Source organism: Falsiroseomonas sp. RANM36 (assembly GCF_056682175.1).
Window position 1 is genome coordinate 1570088 of the sequence record NZ_JBWXTD010000003.1, and the last position, 15854, is coordinate 1585941.

General features: G+C 72.9%; 15 protein-coding genes. 9 read left to right on the forward strand and 6 right to left on the reverse strand.

Annotated elements, in window-relative coordinates; genetic code table 11:
- Positions 1 to 4 precede the first annotated feature (4 nt).
- From AC1MIR_RS12440 to AC1MIR_RS12470, 7 genes are read left to right on the forward strand one after another with little or no spacing between them, the layout of a single operon-like run.
- Complete coding sequence (locus tag AC1MIR_RS12440; protein ID WP_480028467.1) at positions 5 to 451, forward strand: NADH-quinone oxidoreductase subunit K; 447 nt, start codon at positions 5 to 7, stop codon at positions 449 to 451.
- On the forward strand, positions 451 to 1989 hold the full coding sequence (locus AC1MIR_RS12445) for a Na+/H+ antiporter subunit D (protein WP_480028468.1): 1539 nt from the start codon (positions 451 to 453) through the stop codon (positions 1987 to 1989). Before AC1MIR_RS12440 ends, AC1MIR_RS12445 begins: the two co-directional genes overlap by 1 nt.
- Positions 1986 to 2312, forward strand: coding sequence for a Na+/H+ antiporter subunit E (locus AC1MIR_RS12450; protein WP_480028469.1), 327 nt, complete (start codon positions 1986 to 1988; stop codon positions 2310 to 2312). Before AC1MIR_RS12445 ends, AC1MIR_RS12450 begins: the two co-directional genes overlap by 4 nt.
- The gene (locus tag AC1MIR_RS12455; protein WP_480028470.1) at positions 2309 to 2605 is read left to right on the forward strand and encodes an MrpF/PhaF family protein; all 297 of its coding nucleotides are present in this window, start codon (positions 2309 to 2311) and stop codon (positions 2603 to 2605) included. Before AC1MIR_RS12450 ends, AC1MIR_RS12455 begins: the two co-directional genes overlap by 4 nt.
- Positions 2602 to 3915 carry a monovalent cation/H(+) antiporter subunit G gene (gene mnhG, locus AC1MIR_RS12460; protein WP_480028471.1) on the forward strand — a complete coding sequence of 438 codons (1314 nt, stop codon included), beginning with the start codon at positions 2602 to 2604 and terminating at the stop codon, positions 3913 to 3915. The genes AC1MIR_RS12455 and mnhG overlap by 4 nt, the downstream gene beginning before the upstream one ends.
- Positions 3916 to 3967: 52 nt before the next feature.
- Positions 3968 to 5398 (forward strand): sensor histidine kinase, encoded by a 1431-nt coding sequence (locus AC1MIR_RS12465; RefSeq protein ID WP_480028472.1) that lies wholly within the window; start codon positions 3968 to 3970, stop codon positions 5396 to 5398.
- Positions 5395 to 6717 carry a sigma-54-dependent transcriptional regulator gene (locus AC1MIR_RS12470; protein WP_480028473.1) on the forward strand — a complete coding sequence of 441 codons (1323 nt, stop codon included), beginning with the start codon at positions 5395 to 5397 and terminating at the stop codon, positions 6715 to 6717. The genes AC1MIR_RS12465 and AC1MIR_RS12470 overlap by 4 nt, the downstream gene beginning before the upstream one ends.
- Positions 6718 to 6724: 7 nt before the next feature.
- Here the strand turns inward: AC1MIR_RS12470 and hemC are convergent, their stop codons facing one another.
- The 6 genes from hemC to AC1MIR_RS12500 all read right to left on the reverse strand — a co-directional run bounded on the left by hemC (position 6725) and on the right by AC1MIR_RS12500 (position 13534).
- Entirely contained in the window at positions 6725 to 7753 is a 1029-nt protein-coding gene (gene hemC, locus AC1MIR_RS12475; protein ID WP_480028474.1) for a hydroxymethylbilane synthase, read from the reverse strand.
- Between the two features lie 31 nt (positions 7754 to 7784).
- Entirely contained in the window at positions 7785 to 8987 is a 1203-nt protein-coding gene (locus tag AC1MIR_RS12480; protein WP_480028475.1) for a geranylgeranyl diphosphate reductase, read from the reverse strand.
- Between the two features lie 13 nt (positions 8988 to 9000).
- Entirely contained in the window at positions 9001 to 10323 is a 1323-nt protein-coding gene (locus tag AC1MIR_RS12485; protein WP_480028476.1) for a BCD family MFS transporter, read from the reverse strand.
- Positions 10320 to 11225 (reverse strand): chlorophyll synthase ChlG, encoded by a 906-nt coding sequence (gene chlG / locus AC1MIR_RS12490; RefSeq protein WP_480028477.1) that lies wholly within the window; start codon positions 11223 to 11225, stop codon positions 10320 to 10322. The genes AC1MIR_RS12485 and chlG overlap by 4 nt, the downstream gene beginning before the upstream one ends.
- 6 nt (positions 11226 to 11231) lie before the next feature.
- A complete protein-coding gene (gene ppsR / locus AC1MIR_RS12495; protein ID WP_480028478.1) occupies positions 11232 to 12662 on the reverse strand; it encodes a transcriptional regulator PpsR in 1431 nt (476 codons plus the stop codon).
- 104 nt (positions 12663 to 12766) lie between these two features.
- Positions 12767 to 13534 carry a cobalamin B12-binding domain-containing protein gene (locus AC1MIR_RS12500; RefSeq protein WP_480028479.1) on the reverse strand — a complete coding sequence of 256 codons (768 nt, stop codon included), beginning with the start codon at positions 13532 to 13534 and terminating at the stop codon, positions 12767 to 12769.
- A gap of 432 nt (positions 13535 to 13966) precedes the next feature.
- On the opposite strand from AC1MIR_RS12500, the gene bchF reads away from it, so the two are divergent.
- Together bchF and AC1MIR_RS12510 are read left to right on the forward strand one after the other, a co-directional pair.
- Complete coding sequence (gene bchF / locus AC1MIR_RS12505; RefSeq protein ID WP_480028480.1) at positions 13967 to 14548, forward strand: 2-vinyl bacteriochlorophyllide hydratase; 582 nt, start codon at positions 13967 to 13969, stop codon at positions 14546 to 14548.
- Positions 14545 to 15852: a ferredoxin:protochlorophyllide reductase (ATP-dependent) subunit N gene (locus AC1MIR_RS12510; protein WP_480028481.1), complete on the forward strand. Its 1308-nt coding sequence runs from the start codon at positions 14545 to 14547 to the stop codon at positions 15850 to 15852. Before bchF ends, AC1MIR_RS12510 begins: the two co-directional genes overlap by 4 nt.
- Positions 15853 to 15854 lie beyond the last annotated feature (2 nt).

Sequence of the window (15854 nt, forward strand, 5' to 3'; positions counted from 1 at the left end):
TCCGATGGAGATCGCCCTTCCCCTCGCCATCGGCGTGCTCGTCGCCGCGGCCGCCTATCTGCTGATGGCGCGCGACCTGCCGCGCGGGCTGCTCGGCTTCGTGCTGCTCGGCACCGCCGCGAACCTGACGATCTTCGCCGCCGGCCGCATCGGCACGATGGCGCCCCCGCTGGTCGCGCCGGGCGCGCAGGCGCTGGAGGCCGGGGCGGCGAACCCGCTGCCGCAGGCGCTGGTGCTGACCGCCATCGTCATCGGCTTCGGCCTCGCCTCCTTCGCGCTGGTGCTGCTGCGCCGCGCCCATGCCGAATTCGGCAGCGTGCTGTCCGAGGACATGCAGGAGGCCGAGCCGCCGCTGTCGGCCTCGACGCCGCAGGCCGAGCCTGCGCCGCCGCCGCCGCCCGCCCGTCCGCGCCCGGTGCCGGCCCCCGCCGCGCTGCGGGAGGTGGTGTGATGCGGCAGCTTCTTCTCGTCGCCCCCATCCTGATCCCGCTCGCCGCCTGCGCGATCACCGCGCTGCTGTGGCAGCGGCCCGAGGCGCAGCGCCGTATCGGCGTGGCCGCCGCCGCGCTGCTGTTCCTCTCCACCCTCGCCCTGCTGGCGGAGGTGGTGACGGGCGGCATGGTGGTGGGGCAGATGGGCAACTGGCCGGCGCCCTTCGGCATCACGCTGGTCGTGGATCCGCTCTCCGCCGCCATGCTCGTGATCACCGGGCTGATGGCGCTCGCGGTTGCGGTCTATGCGATGGGCCCGGGCGCGACGGAGCGCGACCGCGCCGGCTTCCAGCCGCTGTTCCATGCACTGGTCATGGGCGTCGCGGGCGCCTTCTCCACCGGCGACCTGTTCAACCTCTATGTCTGGTTCGAGGTGATGCTGATCGCCTCCTTCGGCCTGCTCGTGCTGGACCGCACGCGCGAGCAGCTGGATGGCGGCCTGCGCTACGTGATGCTGAACCTGGTCGGCACCACCTTCTTCCTGCTCGCGGTCGGGCTGGTCTACGGCCTTACGGGCACGCTGAACCTCGCCGACCTCGCGCGCGTCGCGCCGCAGGTTGAGAACCAGGGCGCGCTGGCGGCGGCGGCGGTGCTGCTGCTGATCTCCTTCGGCGCGAAGGCCGCGGTCTTCCCGCTGTTCAACTGGCTGCCCGCCGCCTACCACACGGCTTCCATGCCGGTGGCGGCGATCTTCGCCGCGCTGCTGACCAAGGTCGGCGTCTACGCGATCATCCGCGTCTTCACGCTGGTCTTCGCGCATGACCAGGCGCTGTTCGGCCCGATCATCGGCGCGGTCGCGATGCTGACCATGGTGGTCGGCGTGCTCGGCGCCGCGGCGCATTACGACGTGCGGCGCATCCTGAGTTTCCACATCATCAGCCAGATCGGCTACATGCTGGTCGGCGTCGCGCTGATGACGCCGCTCGCGCTCGCCGGCGCGGTGCTCTACATCGTCCACCACATCGTGGTGAAGGCGAACCTGTTCCTGGTCGCCGGCGCGATGCAGAAGGTCGGCGGCTCCTTCGCGCTGGCGAAGCTCGGCGGGCTCTGGGCCACGCGCCCGCTGCTCGGCCTGATGTTCCTGATCCCCGCGCTCTCGCTCGCCGGCATCCCGCCGCTCTCCGGCTTCTGGGGCAAGCTCGTCGTCATCCGCTCGGGCTTCGAGGCGGAGGCCTGGCTGCTTGCCTCCGTCGCGCTCGCGGTCGGGCTGCTGACGCTCTACTCCATGGTGAAGATCTGGAACGAGGCCTTCTGGAAGGCGGCGCCGGCCGAGGCCGCGGCGCATCAGCCGGCGCCGGGCGAGTGGGGCCGCATGCAACGCTTCGCCACCTTCGCGCCCATCGTCGCGCTCTGCGCGGTCACGCTGACCATCGGCCTCTGGACCGAGCCCTTCGCCGCCTTCTCCCTCGCCGCGGCCGAGGCGCTGCTGGACCGCGAGGCCTACATCGCCGCGGTGCTCGGCGCGCCGCCGGTGCAGCTTGCGGAGGCCGTGCGATGAGGCGCGCCTTCGCCTGGCTGCGCGTGGCGGCCACCTTCGTCGCGGAGCTCGCCAAGTCCACCTGGGCGACGATCCGCGCCGTGCTCGGCCCGACCGGGCAGCTGCGCCCGGCGATCCTCGCCGTGCCGCTCGATGTGCGCTCGCCCGCGGGCACCGTGCTCTTCGCCGACATGGTCACGTTGACGCCCGGCACCACCAGCCTCGACGTCTCGGCCGATGGCCGCACGCTCTACGTCCATGTGCTGCATGCGCCGGACCATGAGGCGGCGATCGAGGGGATGAAGTCCACCCTGGAGGCGCGCGCAAGGGAGGTGCTGCCATGAGCGAACTCGTCGTCTGGGCGGCGAAGGCCGCCGCGCTGATCGTCGCGCTCGGCCTCGTGCCGGTGGCATGGCGGCTGGTCGCCGGCCCGTCCTCGGCCGATCGCGCCATCGCCACCGACATGCTCGGCCTGCTCGGCGTCTGTCTCGCCGCGCTGACGGCGCTGCTCGCCGGCCATGCCGCCTTCCTCGACATCGCGCTCGGCATTGCGCTGGTCGGCTTCCTCGCCGCGGTCGCCTTCGCGCGGCTGCTCGAGCGCGCCAGCGTGAAGCCCGCGACGGAGCCGGCCGAATGAGCGCCGTGCTCGACATGCTGGCCGCCATCCTGCTGATCGCTGGCGCCTCCATCGTGGCGCTGGCCGCGCTCGGCATCGCGCGGTTGCCGGATCCCTTCAGCCGCATGCACGCGGCGGCGAAGGCGGGCGTGGGCGGGGCGGGGCTGCTGCTGCTCGGCGCCGGCCTCGCGCTCGGCACGCCGGCCGCGATCCTCACCGCGATCGCCGCCGTCGCCTTCCTCGTGCTGACCGCGCCCATCGCCTCCCACGCGCTGGGCCGCGCCGCCTATGTCGCCGGCGCGCCGCTCGGCGCCGCCTCGGTCGCCGATGCGCTCGCGGGCGTGCTCGACCGCGGCGTCTTCGACATCGACCCCGCCCGCACCGCGCGGCGGCGCTCAATCCCGCGCGACCTCCTGCCGAAGGACAACGCCATGACCGCGATCCCGGAGTTCCGGCGGCCGGCCGATCCGGCCCGCCGCGGCGCACCCGCCGCCGATCCCGCGGCGATCCGCCGCATCCTCTGCTGCCTCGTCGGCGGCGCCGCCCAGCGCGAGGCCACCGAGGCCGCGCTCGACATGGCGCGCGGCACCGGCGCGCAGCTCACCGGCCTCTCCGGCGCGGGGCTGGAGCCGCGGGCCTGGCGCGGCCCGCTGCCGGTCGGCGGCGCCTTCTGGTCGAGCTGGCTCGCGTCCAGCAGCCGCGCCCGCATCCGGCAGAACTGCGCCGCCGCGTTGGACGAGTTCCAGTCCCTCGCGGCCGGATCGTCGGATCTCGACATCGTCGCCCGCCATGAGGAGACGGAGGCCAGCGCCCTGGCCCGCTTGCTGGCCGGGCAGGACCTGGTGGTGCTGCCCGCCGGCGCCGGCCCACATGGCGCGGAAGCGGAGCCGGGCATGGAGATCGCGGCGTCCCTGGCGCGGGCGCGCGGCGCGCCGGTGCTGCGCGTCGCGCGGCGGCCGGCGGATGTCCGCGCGGTGCTGCTGCTGGTCGGCAGCTCACCCGCCTGCGGCGCGCTGGCGGCGGGTCTGCTGCGCACCGGCCTCTGGCAGGGCGCGCCGGTCGCCATCCTGCCGGTCGGCGAGGATCGGCCAGGCGTCGCCGAGATGGTGTCCGCCCAGGCGGAGCTGCTGCGCGCGCATGGTCGCAAGGTGACCGTGCTCGCCTCGCTCGACCTCGACTTCGAGCAGGAGGAGCTGCGCCGGCTGCTGTCCCGCTACGACGCGGCGGTGATGTCGCGGCTGTCGAACCGGCATGGCGGCTTCTTCGACAGCATCCGCAACTGCGCCTTCGAGACCACGGCCGACACGGTGCCCCTCATCCTCTTGCCGTGAGGCGGAGCGGCCGGTAGGGGCGCGGGGATTCGCGACCCCATATGAGCCGGCGATGACTGCCGACCGACCCCTTGCCGAAGGCGCCCCGCGCCGGCCTGCCGTGCTGCCGCCCGCGCTGCGCCTGCCCGCGGCGGCGGGCGCGCTGGTGTTCGCTGTGGCGGTGGGCACCACCCAGGTCGCGCTGCTGGTCACGAACCGGCAGGCCGACAGGCAGCTGGAGCAGCTGGGCAAGGTCTATCTTGACGGCATCGCCGCCAGCGTGCGCGCCGGGCTGGAGGCGGGCGACGGCGCCTATGTCGCGCAACGCTTCGCCCGCGCCTTCGCCGAGCAGCGCGGCGTGACGGAACGGGGCCTCTTTGCCTTCGGCCCCGACGGCACGCTGCTCGCCCGCCACGGCGATAACGCCCTGCCGGAGGAGGTCGCGGCCGGCCTGCCGGAGAATGGCTGGCGCATGGACGAGGAGGCAGGCACCGCCTGGGCCGCGCGCAGCGTGAACGGCGCGGGCCGCATCGTCGCCGCGCTCGACATCGGGCCGCTGCTCGAATCACGCAGCCGCCTTTCCTGGACCGTCGTGCTGGTGGACCTGGCGCTGGCCGGGATCTTCGCTGCGTTGACCTGGCTGGTGCTGGGCCGCGTGGGGCGCCCCCTGCGCGCGCTGGTCGCAGCGCTGTCTGAAGGCGCGCGCCGCGCGCCGCTGCCCCTCTCCGATGCCGTGGTGGCCGGCGCCGATGCGCGCAGCGCCGCCGTGCTGCGGGCCTACAACCGCATGGTGGACGGCGTGCGCGAGCGCGAGCGGCTGGCCAACGAGCTGGCGGACCGGGAGCAGGCGGCGGCGCTCGGCAGGCTTGCCGCCACGATCGCGCATGAGGTGCGCAACCCGCTCGGCGGGCTCTCCACCGCCGTCTCCACCCTGCGTCGCTTCGGCGAGGACGCGACGGTGCGGGAGGAGGCGCTGGGCTTCCTCGACCGCGGCATCGGCACGCTGGACCGCATCGTGACGACGACGCTGAACCTCTACCGGTCTGAGGACGACAGGCGCCTGACCCGCGCGGATCTCGATGACCTGGCGCAGCTGGTGCGCCCCGCGGCGGCGCGCGGCGGCGTCGGCCTGGATTTCACACTGGACCTGCCGGAGGGCGAGATCGCCGTGGGCGCCGGCGGCGTGCGGCAGGTTCTGCTCAACCTGCTGCTGAACGCCTGCGAGGCGACGCCGCGTGGCGGTGCGGTCGGGTTCCGCGCATGGCTCGAAGCGGATGCGCTGGCCTGCGAGATCGCCGATGCCGGCCCGGGACTCGGCGCGGCGGAGGCCGCGCGGTTGGCCGGGCAGGGCGAAGCACCGCCGGGCTCGCGCCGGCTCGGCCTTGGCGTGGTGGTCGGGCTGCTCGGCAATCTCGATGCGCGAGCCTCGGTGGCGGAGCGGCCGGGCGGCGGCACGCTGATCCGGCTGGCGATCCCCCTGGCCCATGCGGGTGCCGCGGCATGAGCGCGCCGAAGGTGGTGCTGGTGGTCGAGGACGACCCGGTGCTCGGCCCCGCGTTGATGCAGCGCCTGCGGCTGGAAGGCTACCGTCCGCGCCTGGCCGAAACCGGGGCGGCGGCGCTGCGGGAGGCGGCGGCGCTGGCGCCCGACGCGGTGCTCAGCGACATCCGCCTGCCGGACATGTCGGGCGAGGAGGTGTATCGGCGCCTTCTCGCGGAATACGGCGCCCTGCCGGCCTTCTTCATGACCGCCTTCGGCGAGGTGGCGCAGGCGGTGCGCCTGGTCCGCGCCGGCGCGCGCGACTACCTGACCAAGCCCGTGGATGTGGACCGGCTGATGGTCGCGCTGCGTGCGGCGCTGGAGGCCGACCCGCAACGCGAGGGGGAGGCGCCGCCGCTCGGCGTCTCGCCCGCCATGCGCGCGGTGGAAGCCACGCTGCGCAAGGCGGCGCGGGTCGATGTGCCGGTCGTGCTGACCGGCGAGACGGGCGTGGGCAAGGAGGTGGCGGCGCGCTTCCTGCACGCCGCCTCGCCGCGTGCGGCAGAACCCTTCGTCGCGGTGAACTGCGCCGCGATCCCGGCGGAACTGGCGGAGAGCACGCTGTTCGGCCATGAGCGCGGCGCCTTCACCGGCGCGGTCGCGCGCAATGTCGGGCTGGCGGAGCGCGCGGGCGGTGGCACGCTGTTGCTGGACGAGGTGGCGGAACTCGCGGCCGACCTGCAGGCGAAGCTGCTGCGCCTTGTGCAGGAGCGCAGCTTCCTGCCGGTGGGCGGCGCGGCGGAGCGGCCCTTCGCGGCGCGGATCGTCTGCGCCACCCATGCCGACCTGGCGGAACGCGTGCGGGCCGGCGCCTTCCGCGAGGACCTGTTCTTCCGGCTCAACGTGATCGGGGTGGCGGTGCCGCCGCTGCGGCGCCGGCCCGAGGATCTGCCCGTGCTGGCGGAGCGCCTGCTGGCCGAGGCGGTGTCGCGCTTCGGCCTCGGCCCGCGGCGGCTGGCGCTGGGGGCGCTTGCGGCGCTGGCCGAGCATGACTGGCCCGGCAACATCCGCGAGCTGCGCAACCGGATCGAGCGGGCGGTCGCGCTGGCCGAGGGCGAGGAGGTCACGGCGGCCGACCTGTTTCCCGAAGCGGCGCTGGAGCCGCCCCCCGCCGCAGCACCCGGGACCCTGGACACCGCGCTGGGCGATGCCGCGCGCGCGGCGATCCGCGATGCGCTGCGCCGTTCCGGCGGCAGCCGCGGAGCCGCGGCCCAGCTGCTTGGCATCTCCCGCACCACGCTGTGGAAGCGGATGCGGGAACTCGGGCTCGGCGAGGAAGGCTGAAGCCGGGCTACCCGAAGATGTCGGCGGGCGAGTCCGCGCGCAGGCTGTCGCCCAGTTCGCGACCCAGCCGCGCGGCATCGGCCGCGGCGCCGTTCAACCGCCGCTTCAGCAGGAAGGAGCCGTCGGCGCGCGCGACGAGGCCGGTCAGCTCCACGCTGCCGTCGGCCTGCAGCCGCGCATGCCCGCCGATCGGCGTGCGGCAGGAGCCGTCGAGTTCCGACAGCAACGCGCGCTCCGCACGGCTCGCCACCGCGGCCTCGGCATCCTCGATGATCGAGAGCAGCTCGCGCAGCTCCACGTCGTCGGCGCGCACCGTCACGCCGACGATGCCCTGGCACGCGGCGGGGACCATCACCTCGGGATCGAGCACGCTGCCGGCTTCATGCGCCATCTCCAGGCGCCGCAGCCCGGCGAAGGCGAGCAGCGAGGCCTGCGGCCCGCCCTCGCCGCGCACCTTGGCGAGGCGCGAGCCGACATTGCCGCGGATCATCTCCACCTGCAGGTCGGGCCGCGCATGCAGCAGCTGGCTCTGGCGCCGGACGGAGGCCGTGCCGACCAGCGCGCCGCGCGGCAGGCAGGCGAAGGGATCCTCGGCATGCGGCGCGTGGCATTCGGGGCCGAGCACGATGGCATCGCGGGGATCCTCGCGCCGTAGCGTGCAGGCCAGCACGATGCCGGGCGGCAATTCGGTCTCCAGATCCTTCAGGCTGTGCACGGCGAAGTCGATGCGGCCATCGGCCAGCGCCTCGTGGATCTCCTTCGCGAACAGCCCCTTGCCGCCGATGTCGGCGAGCCGCTTGTCCTGGATCTTGTCGCCGGAGGTCGCGATCACATGCTCCTCGAAGGCGTTGACCTCGCGCAGCAACGGGCAGACGCGCTGGATCAGGCCGAGGAAGTGTCGCGTCTGCCACAGCGCCAGCGGCGAGCCGCGCGTGCCGACGCGCAACGGCAGGGCGCGCGTCGTGCCGCGGCGATGCGGCGAACCGCCGCCGGCCGAGCGGACATCGAGGGCGGCATCGAGGGAGGAGAGTCGCATCAGTCAGTCACTCCAGCGGTCCACACGCGGCTCATGCACGGGCGAAGCCGAACAGGTGGGCAAGGTCCTTGAAGAAGATCCGCACATGCGCCAGCGGATCGCGGCGCACGAGTTCCTTGTTCATGTAGCTCTGCCAGGTCAGGCGCTGGACGTCCTTGTCCTCGCAGATCTTGACGAACTTCTCGCGGCGCCTGTCCGAAGAGTACCAGAAATACTGCATGATCCCGAGGATCCAGAAGACGCGGCCGTGCTGCTTCATGAAGCGCTTGCGCGCCAGGCCGAGCGCCGCGGGATTGCCGGAGGCGCAGAATGCCTCGGCGGCTTCCGCGGCGAGACGCCCGCCGAGCATCGCGTAGTAGATGCCCTCGCCGGAAGCCGGCGCGACCACGCCGGCGGCATCGCCGGCCAGCAGCACGTCCCGCCCGTTGTCCCACTTCTTCAGCGGCTTCAGCGGGATCGGCGCGCCCTCGTGGCGGATTGTCCTCAGCTTGTCGAAGCCGGTCGCGCGCCGCAGCTCCGCGACCGAGCCGCGCAGCGAGAAGCCTTTGTGCATCGAGCCGGTGCCGATGCTCACCTTCTCCCCATGCGGGAAGATCCAGGCGTAGAAGTCGGGCGAGAGCTTGCCCTGGTAGTACACGTCGCAGCGGTCGGCATCGTATTTCGAGACCTCGCCCTGCTGCGGCGCCTCGACGATCTCGTGATAGGCGAAGACGCACTTCACCTTGTCCGCGCCCGGCACGGCCTGCTTGCCGACCTGGCTGCGCGCGCCATCGGCGCCGATGACGAGTCGGGCGCGCACGCGCGCGAGCGGCGCGGAGTCGGGGGCGCCCTTGGGCCGATACTCCACCACCGCGACGCCATCCGGATCGCGCGCAAGGGTCTCGAAGCTGCCGGTGGCGCGCGCCGCGCCCGCCTCTGCGGCGCGGACGCGGAGAAACTCGTCGAAATCCTCCCGGTCCACCATGCCGACGAAGCCGCCGGTGTCGATCGGCATGTCCACTTCCTTCTCGGCCGGCGAGACCATCCGCGCCGAGGTGATGCGCGCCACCAGCAGATGCGCCGGGATGTCGAAGTCGCGGATCAGCCGCGGCGGGATCGCGCCGCCGCAGGGCTTGATGCGCCCCGCCTTGTCCAGCAGCAGCACGCTGCGGCCTTTGCGCGCCAGGTCATGCGCCGCCGTCGCGCCGGAAGGTCCGCCTCCCACCACCACGACATCGAAGGTCTCGTCCTGCATCCTTCGTCTGCTCCTAGGGTGAGGCCGCCGCGGCCCGGCCGAAATCGTCACGGCGCACGGCCACGTCCTGGCCGATGCGCAGCGCCATCAGCGCGGCTGCGAGGAACAGCGCGGCGTCCGAGAGGAACACCACGCTGAATCCGCCGGCGATGCTGCCCGTGGCGAGCCGCCCGAGATCCAGCACCACCGTGCCGAGGAAGCCGCCGAGGCCGAAGGCGATCGCCTGGGCCGCGCCGAACATGCCCATGCGCACGCCCTCGCGCCCGCGCCGCCCCTGCGCGACGAGCTGCATCATCGCGGCGATTGCGGCGGCGGCGAACAACCCGTTCGCCACGCCGAGCGCGAAGAAGGCGAGCCGCAGCGGGAAGTCGCCGCCGCCCACGCCGGCAAAGGCGAGGGCGAGCAGCACGGCGCAGGCCACCAGGCAGCCGCCCAGGATCCAGCCGCGCAGCATGCGGATCCCGCCCTTCGCCAGGCTGCCGAGGATCGCGATGGCGATCATGCCGGCCAGCACGCCGCCATGCTGCACCGAGGACAGCCGCGTGGACTCGCCGAGCGTCATGCCGAAGACGGCGCCGGCGAAGGGCTCCAGGATCAGGTCCTGCGCGCTGTAGGCCAGCATCGAGACGAAGACGAAGACGGTGAAGTGCCGTGCCGCCGGCTCCGACCAGACTTCCGCGAGCGCCGTGCGGAAGGCGGTGGGCGCCGCGCGCTCCGCGCGCGCGACCTGGCCGCACCCCTCGATCCCCGCCACGGCGAGGATGCTGACCAGGAAGGCGATGACGGAGACCGCCGCCGTCACCGTGATCAGCCGCTCCGGCGTATAGGGATCGAGCAGGCGGCCGGTGGTCGCCGTCGTCACCACGAAGCCCGCGATCATCATGATCCACACGATCGACGCCGCCGCCGGCTTGCGCGCCGGCGCCACGCGCGACGCCAGCAGCACCAGCAGGGACGTTCCCGCCGCACCGACGCCGAGCCCGACCAGCAGGAAGCCCAGCACCGCGAGCAGGATGCCGGGGACCAGCGCCGTGCCCATCCAGGCCGTCGCCGCCGCCGCCAGCACGCCGCCAAGACCGAGCACCGCCATGCCGCCGACGATCCAGGGCGTGCGCCGCCCGCCCTGGTCCGAGCCATGGCCGAGGCGCGGCCGCATCATCTGCACGGCATAGTGCAGCGCGACCAGCGCGCCCGGCAGCATCGCCGGCAGCGCGTGCTCCACCACCATGACGCGGTTCAGTGCCGCCGTGGTCAGCACCACCACGGCGCCGAGCGAGGTCTGCACCAGCCCGAGGCGCAGGATGCCGAGCCAGCCGAGGGGCGCTTGCGTCGTCATGGCGCCAGCGCCACCGAGCAGGTCATCATGCCGGTGACGAACAGCGTCACGCCGGCGCCGTTGTACCAGGGCGCCAGGCCCCGCGGGTCGGTCAGCCACTTGCGCATCGAGAGGCCCTGCAGCGCCAGCACGACGGCGACGATCCCGGCCGCGACCGGATGGCCCCAGGCCAGCAGCAGCGCGATCACCACCATCTGCGGCACCGCCATGATCCAGCAGGCCGCCAGCGCTGCACGCCGCGGCCCGAGCATGACCGGCAGCGAGCGCAGCCCGAATCGCCGGTCGCCCTCGATGGACTTGAAGTCGTTGATGGTCATGATGCCGTGCGCCGCAAGGCCGTAGAGCACCGCGACGGCTACCACGCGCGGATCGGGCGCCATGCCGGAGAGCACCGCCGCGCCGGTGATCCAGGGCAGCGATTCGTAGCTCAGCCCGCAGGCCAGCGGACCCCAGATGCCGCTGCGCTTCAGCCGGAGCGGCGGCGCGCTGTAGATCCAGGCGAGGCTGCAGGCCAGCACCGTCGCCGCGAACCCCCACGGCCCGAGCAGCGCGCCCACCGCCAGGGAGACGCCGGTCCAGCCGATCGCGACATAGAGCCCCCAGCGGCCCGGCATGCGGCCCGAGGGGATCGGGCGATGCGGCTCGTTCACAGCGTCCACATGCCGGTCGAACCAGTCGTTCACCGCCTGGCTCATGCCGCAGACCAGCGGCCCGGCCAGGATCACGCCGAGCAGCGCGAAGGGCCAGCGTTCCGCAAGGGAGGCGCCGGATGCGACCACGCCGCAGGCGAAGGCGAACATCGGCGGGAACCAGGTGACCGGCTTCAGCAGCTCCAGGACCACGGCCGGCGAGGGTCGCGTGCGGGGCGTTGCGCGTGCTGCGGTTCCTGCCTGGCCCGACATGGCGGCTCAGCCCTCCACCGCGTCGTCGGCGCCGAGATCGCCGAGGCCGTAGCGCCGCAGCTTCACATAGAGGCTCTGCCGGCTGAGCCCGAGCATCTCCGCCGCCGAGGCCCGGTTGTCGCCGGTCAGGTCGAGCGCGGCCTCGATGCACAGGCGCTCGATCGCGTCCGTCGCTTCCCGCACCAGGTCCTTGAGCGGCACGCGGCCGATCAGCTCCGTCAGCTGCTCGACCGAGCGCGTGGCGCCGTTCCCGATGCGCCGCGTCGGCTTCGTGCGCGGCCCTATGTCGCGTACGAGGAAGCCATAGCAGGGCTCGCCGCCATGCAGGACCGCGACGGCGGAGACCTCGGCCTCCGTCACCGCGCCGAGCTCGCCGCGCAGCGTCGTGCCGAAAAGGCGGACGGAGCCGCGGCTGCGCAGCGTGGCGAGCAGCACTTCGAGCTCCACGCCCTGCCGGCCGAGCCAGCGTTCCAGCGAAACGCCGCGCGCCTGGTCCTCCGCGGTGACCTGCACCATGTCGAGGAAGGCCGCGTTCGCGCTGATGATGAGCGCGTCCTGGTCGGTCACCACGAAGGCGTCGGGCACGCCGTCGATCACCTTCAGGAGCTTCGCGCCGAGCCCGGGCTCGTTGCCGCCCGCCACCGTCCCCGGCGCGCTTTCGAGGCGGACGAGAAAGAGGATGCTGCCTTCCTGGCGGAAGGTGGCGGCGGAAACCGTGACCTCCGGCCCGTCCTCCGAAAGCTGGGCGCGCAGATCGTCGGCGCGGCCGGCGCTGCGCAGCGTGGAGAGCAGCGCCTGCAACGCCGCGCGATCGCCGGCGGCGAAGAGATCGGGCAGCGGCCGGCCGGGCAGCCGCCGGGCGGCGCGCGCGAACAGGCGCTGCGCCGCCGGGTTGGCCTCCAGCACGCGCAGCGACTCGGAATCGAGCACGAGCAGCGGGTCCACCGACATCTGGAACAGCAGCCGGTAGCGGGTCTCGGCCTGGCGCAGCCGCGAGTAATCGCGCTCCAGGGACTGCTGCACTTCCACCAGGCGCTGCTGCAGCTGCGACAGCGGGCGCAGGTCCCGCCCGAACACCACGCGCCGCCCCGCGCGGCCGCGCGGGGCGACCGAGCAGAGGATCGGCACCGTCGCGCCTTCGGCGAGCACGTGGTTCACATGGCGCCAGCGCGGCGCGTCCGGCGACGTGGCCGGGTCGAGCATTGCCTCGACCTTGCCGCGGCTGTCGCGGCTGACCGTGTCGATCCAGGCGCGCCCGAGCCAAGCCCCGCCATTGCCGAGGTCGCTCGCCAGCTCGTCGCTGCCGAAGCCGACATCGCGGATCGCACCCGCCTCATCCAGCACGAGAGCAACGTCCGCAGAGGCGACGACCAGCCCCGACACCGCCTCGGCATCGAGGTGTCCGACCGACGTCTTGGGGGCTTTGAATGCCTTCACACCGCATCCCGTCCTTCATGCCGGGGGACCCCTCTGCAACCCGTCCTCCTGGTCGTCACGCAGAACAAGAAAAAGAAGCCGAGTCGAATCCGTTACGTGTCGTCTCAACTGTCCTGGGTCAGCAGCGCCAGCAGCGTCTCCGCCTTCAGCACCGCCTGCTGCCCGTCCGTCGCCGTGGCGTCGGCGCCCACCAGCGCCGCGAGCTCAGGCCGCTCGGAGAAGGGAAGCCCGCCGACCATGACGCCGAGATTGGGATTGCGCGTCGCGCGCCGGATGTCGCGGATCAGCGTCGCCAGCGCCTCCACCCTGCTCTCGCAGGTGAGGGAGAACCCGACCATGCTGAACCATTGCTTGCGCGTCGTCGCGACCAGTTCCCGCGTCGATGCGCCGGTGCCGCTGACCACTTCCCAGCCCTGGCGGCGGAAGAACTCGCCCACGATGAGCAGGCCGAGGCTGTGCTGCTCGCCCGGCACCGCGGCGAGCAGGATCCGCCGCACGCTGCCATACCGGCCGGGGCGCGGCTCGAAGGAGTGGCTGTGCTCGAGCACCAATTGCTGCAGGCAACACAGGCCGACCGTCACGCCGGTGAAGTCGCAGCGATCCTCCAGCCACATGTCGCCCAGCCGGCGGGCGGTCGGCGCCAGAAGCTCGAGATAGATGCGGGGCAGCGACAGGTCGCGCGCGCGCATGCGGGCGACGAAGGCCGTGGCGGCGGCGAGTTCGCCGGTAATGGCGATGCGCGCGAGCTCCTCGATGTCTTCGCTCGAGGGGCCGGGGCCGTCGTCCCGCTCCGCGCCATCGGCACCCACATGCCGCGCCAGCACCAGCCGCGGGATGACTTCCGACTCCAGGGCCTTGGCCAGCCAGGCCACGTGCCGCCGTTCCGCGCTCCCGGAAGCGCCGCGCAGGGCGCCGCCGGGGGCGGGCTGCACGACGATGGGTGCCGCCGGTGAGAAGCCGGACGGCACCGCGGCCACGCTGTGAGCTCCGCTCTCGCTCATCTCCACCAGTGGCGCTCCAGCAGCCATGGGTTTCGAGGTCATTGCCCTCTCCCTGATGACTGTCACGACCATGGGTCGGAATGTCAATCCCGATTTACGTCAATGAAGCTTGACACCCGCGGCGCTCAGTCTCTAGCCTTCCTCTACGAAGCGCGACGTGGGGAGAAACATGCGGAAGTGCCCTGCCATCGCTGCCGAAATCGGGCGGCCTCTCAGAAGGAACTTCCGCGGTCTGCCGCCCAAGGCGGCGGCGTGACCCGCGCGACCCACAGCGGACCGCCATTGACCGAGGGTTGTCAAGCAATGCTTACAACTTCCCGCCTCCGCGGCCTGATCGACGCCCTGGACAGCGCGCCCTGGGGCGCCACGTCGGGGCGCCGCAGCCTGCGCACCGGACAGTCCGGGCAGGCCCTCTACACGCCGGAGGAGCGCCGCCGCCGCGATGCCTCCCCCTGGACCCTGGTGCAGGGCGTGCTGGCGCCGCTGCAGTTCGTCGTCTTCCTCGTCAGCCTCGGCCTCGTTCTGCGCTACCTCGCCACCGGCGATGGCCTGGCCACGGCGACCGCCTCGGTCGTGGTGAAGACGCTGGTGCTCTACACGATCATGATCACCGGCTGCATCTGGGAGAAGGAGGTGTTCGGCCGCTGGCTGTTCGCGCCTGCCTTCTTCTGGGAGGACGTGTTCAGCATGCTCGTGCTGGCGCTGCACACCGCCTACCTGCTGGCCGTGTTCGCCGGGTTCGGCGACGGCCAGGGCCAGATGCTGCTCGCCCTGGCCGCCTATGTCGCCTACGTCGTCAACGCCGCGCAGTTCGTGATGAAGCTGCGTGCCGCACGCCGGCAGGAAGCGCGCATGCTGTCGCTCGACGGAATGCATGCCACATGAGCATCGCCGCGTCTGACCCCGTTGCCGCCGCCGGCTGCGCGTCGCAGCATCCGCTGCGCGAGCAGGGACGCCCGGTGCTGCGGGAGCGGGGCCAGCACGAGGTCTTCTGCGGCCTCACCGGCATCGTCTGGCTGCATCGCAAGATCCAGGACGCCTTCTTCCTCGTCGTCGGCAGCCGCACCTGCGCGCATCTCCTGCAATCCGCCGCCGGCGTGATGATCTTCGCCGAGCCGCGCTTCGCCACCGCCATCATCGACGAGCGCGACCTCGCGGGCCTCGCCGACTGCAACGACGAACTCGACCGCGTGGTGGCCCGGCTGATCGAGCGGCGGCCCGACATCCGCATGCTCTTCCTGGTCGGCTCCTGCCCGTCCGAGGTGATCAAGCTCGATCTCTCGCGCGCCGCGCAGCGCCTGTCGCGCCGGTTCCTGCCGAAGGTCCGTGTGCTCAGCTATTCCGGCAGCGGCATCGAGACCACCTTCACCCAGGGCGAGGATGCCTGCCTCGCCTCCCTCGTGCCGGAGATGCCGGCCGAGCCGGGCACCGCGCGATCCCTGCTGGTGGTGGGCGCGCTGGCCGAGGTGGTGGAGGACCAGATGCTCCGCCACTTCGCCGCCCTCGGTGTCGGGCCGGTGCGCTTCCTGCCAGGCCGCCGCGCCGCGGAACTGCCGCCGATCGGGCCGGGCACGCGGATCCTGCTGGCGCAGCCCTTCCTCGGCGATACGCTGCGCGCGCTCGAGGCGCGTGGCGCCAGGCGCATCGCCGCACCGTTCCCGCTCGGCGTCGAAGGCACGAGCGCCTGGCTGCGCGCGGCAGCGGCGGAGTGGGGCTGCCCGCAGGCCCGCATGGCCGAGGCGCTGGCCCCCGGCGAGGCGCGCGGCCGCGCCGCGCTGACGCGCCATCGCGACGCGCTGGCGGGCAAGCGCATCTTCTTCTTCCCCGACAGCCAGCTGGAGATCCCGCTGGCGCGGTTCCTGGCGCGCGAACTGGACATGGTGCCGACCGAGGTGGGCACGCCGTATCTGCATCGCGACATCATGGCGGAGGAGCTTGCGCTGCTGCCGGCCGCCACGCGTCTCTCCGAGGGGCAGGACGTGGAGCGCCAGCTCGACCGCTGCCGCGCCGAGGCGCCGGACCTGACGGTCTGCGGCCTCGGCCTCGCCAACCCGCTGGAAGCCGAGGGCATGGCCACGAAGTGGTCCATCGAGCTCGTCTTCACGCCGATCCAGGGCTACGAGCAGGCCGGCGACCTTGCCGGCCTCTTCGCGCGGCCGCTGGACCGGCGCGCCAGGCTGGAGCTGTAGCC

Coding starts and splice junctions, on each gene's coding strand:
- AC1MIR_RS12470 (WP_480028473.1), top strand. CDS start 5,395: ATGAGCGCGCCGAAGGTGGTGCTGGTGGTCGAGGACGACCCGGTGCTC.
- AC1MIR_RS12480 (WP_480028475.1), bottom strand. CDS start 8,987: ATGCAGGACGAGACCTTCGATGTCGTGGTGGTGGGAGGCGGACCTTCC.
- mnhG (WP_480028471.1), top strand. CDS start 2,602: ATGAGCGCCGTGCTCGACATGCTGGCCGCCATCCTGCTGATCGCTGGC.
- AC1MIR_RS12485 (WP_480028476.1), bottom strand. CDS start 10,323: ATGACGACGCAAGCGCCCCTCGGCTGGCTCGGCATCCTGCGCCTCGGG.
- chlG (WP_480028477.1), bottom strand. CDS start 11,225: ATGTCGGGCCAGGCAGGAACCGCAGCACGCGCAACGCCCCGCACGCGA.
- AC1MIR_RS12510 (WP_480028481.1), top strand. CDS start 14,545: ATGAGCATCGCCGCGTCTGACCCCGTTGCCGCCGCCGGCTGCGCGTCG.
- AC1MIR_RS12450 (WP_480028469.1), top strand. CDS start 1,986: ATGAGGCGCGCCTTCGCCTGGCTGCGCGTGGCGGCCACCTTCGTCGCG.
- bchF (WP_480028480.1), top strand. CDS start 13,967: ATGCTTACAACTTCCCGCCTCCGCGGCCTGATCGACGCCCTGGACAGC.
- AC1MIR_RS12455 (WP_480028470.1), top strand. CDS start 2,309: ATGAGCGAACTCGTCGTCTGGGCGGCGAAGGCCGCCGCGCTGATCGTC.
- hemC (WP_480028474.1), bottom strand. CDS start 7,753: ATGCGACTCTCCTCCCTCGATGCCGCCCTCGATGTCCGCTCGGCCGGC.
- AC1MIR_RS12445 (WP_480028468.1), top strand. CDS start 451: ATGCGGCAGCTTCTTCTCGTCGCCCCCATCCTGATCCCGCTCGCCGCC.
- AC1MIR_RS12440 (WP_480028467.1), top strand. CDS start 5: ATGGAGATCGCCCTTCCCCTCGCCATCGGCGTGCTCGTCGCCGCGGCC.
- AC1MIR_RS12465 (WP_480028472.1), top strand. CDS start 3,968: ATGACTGCCGACCGACCCCTTGCCGAAGGCGCCCCGCGCCGGCCTGCC.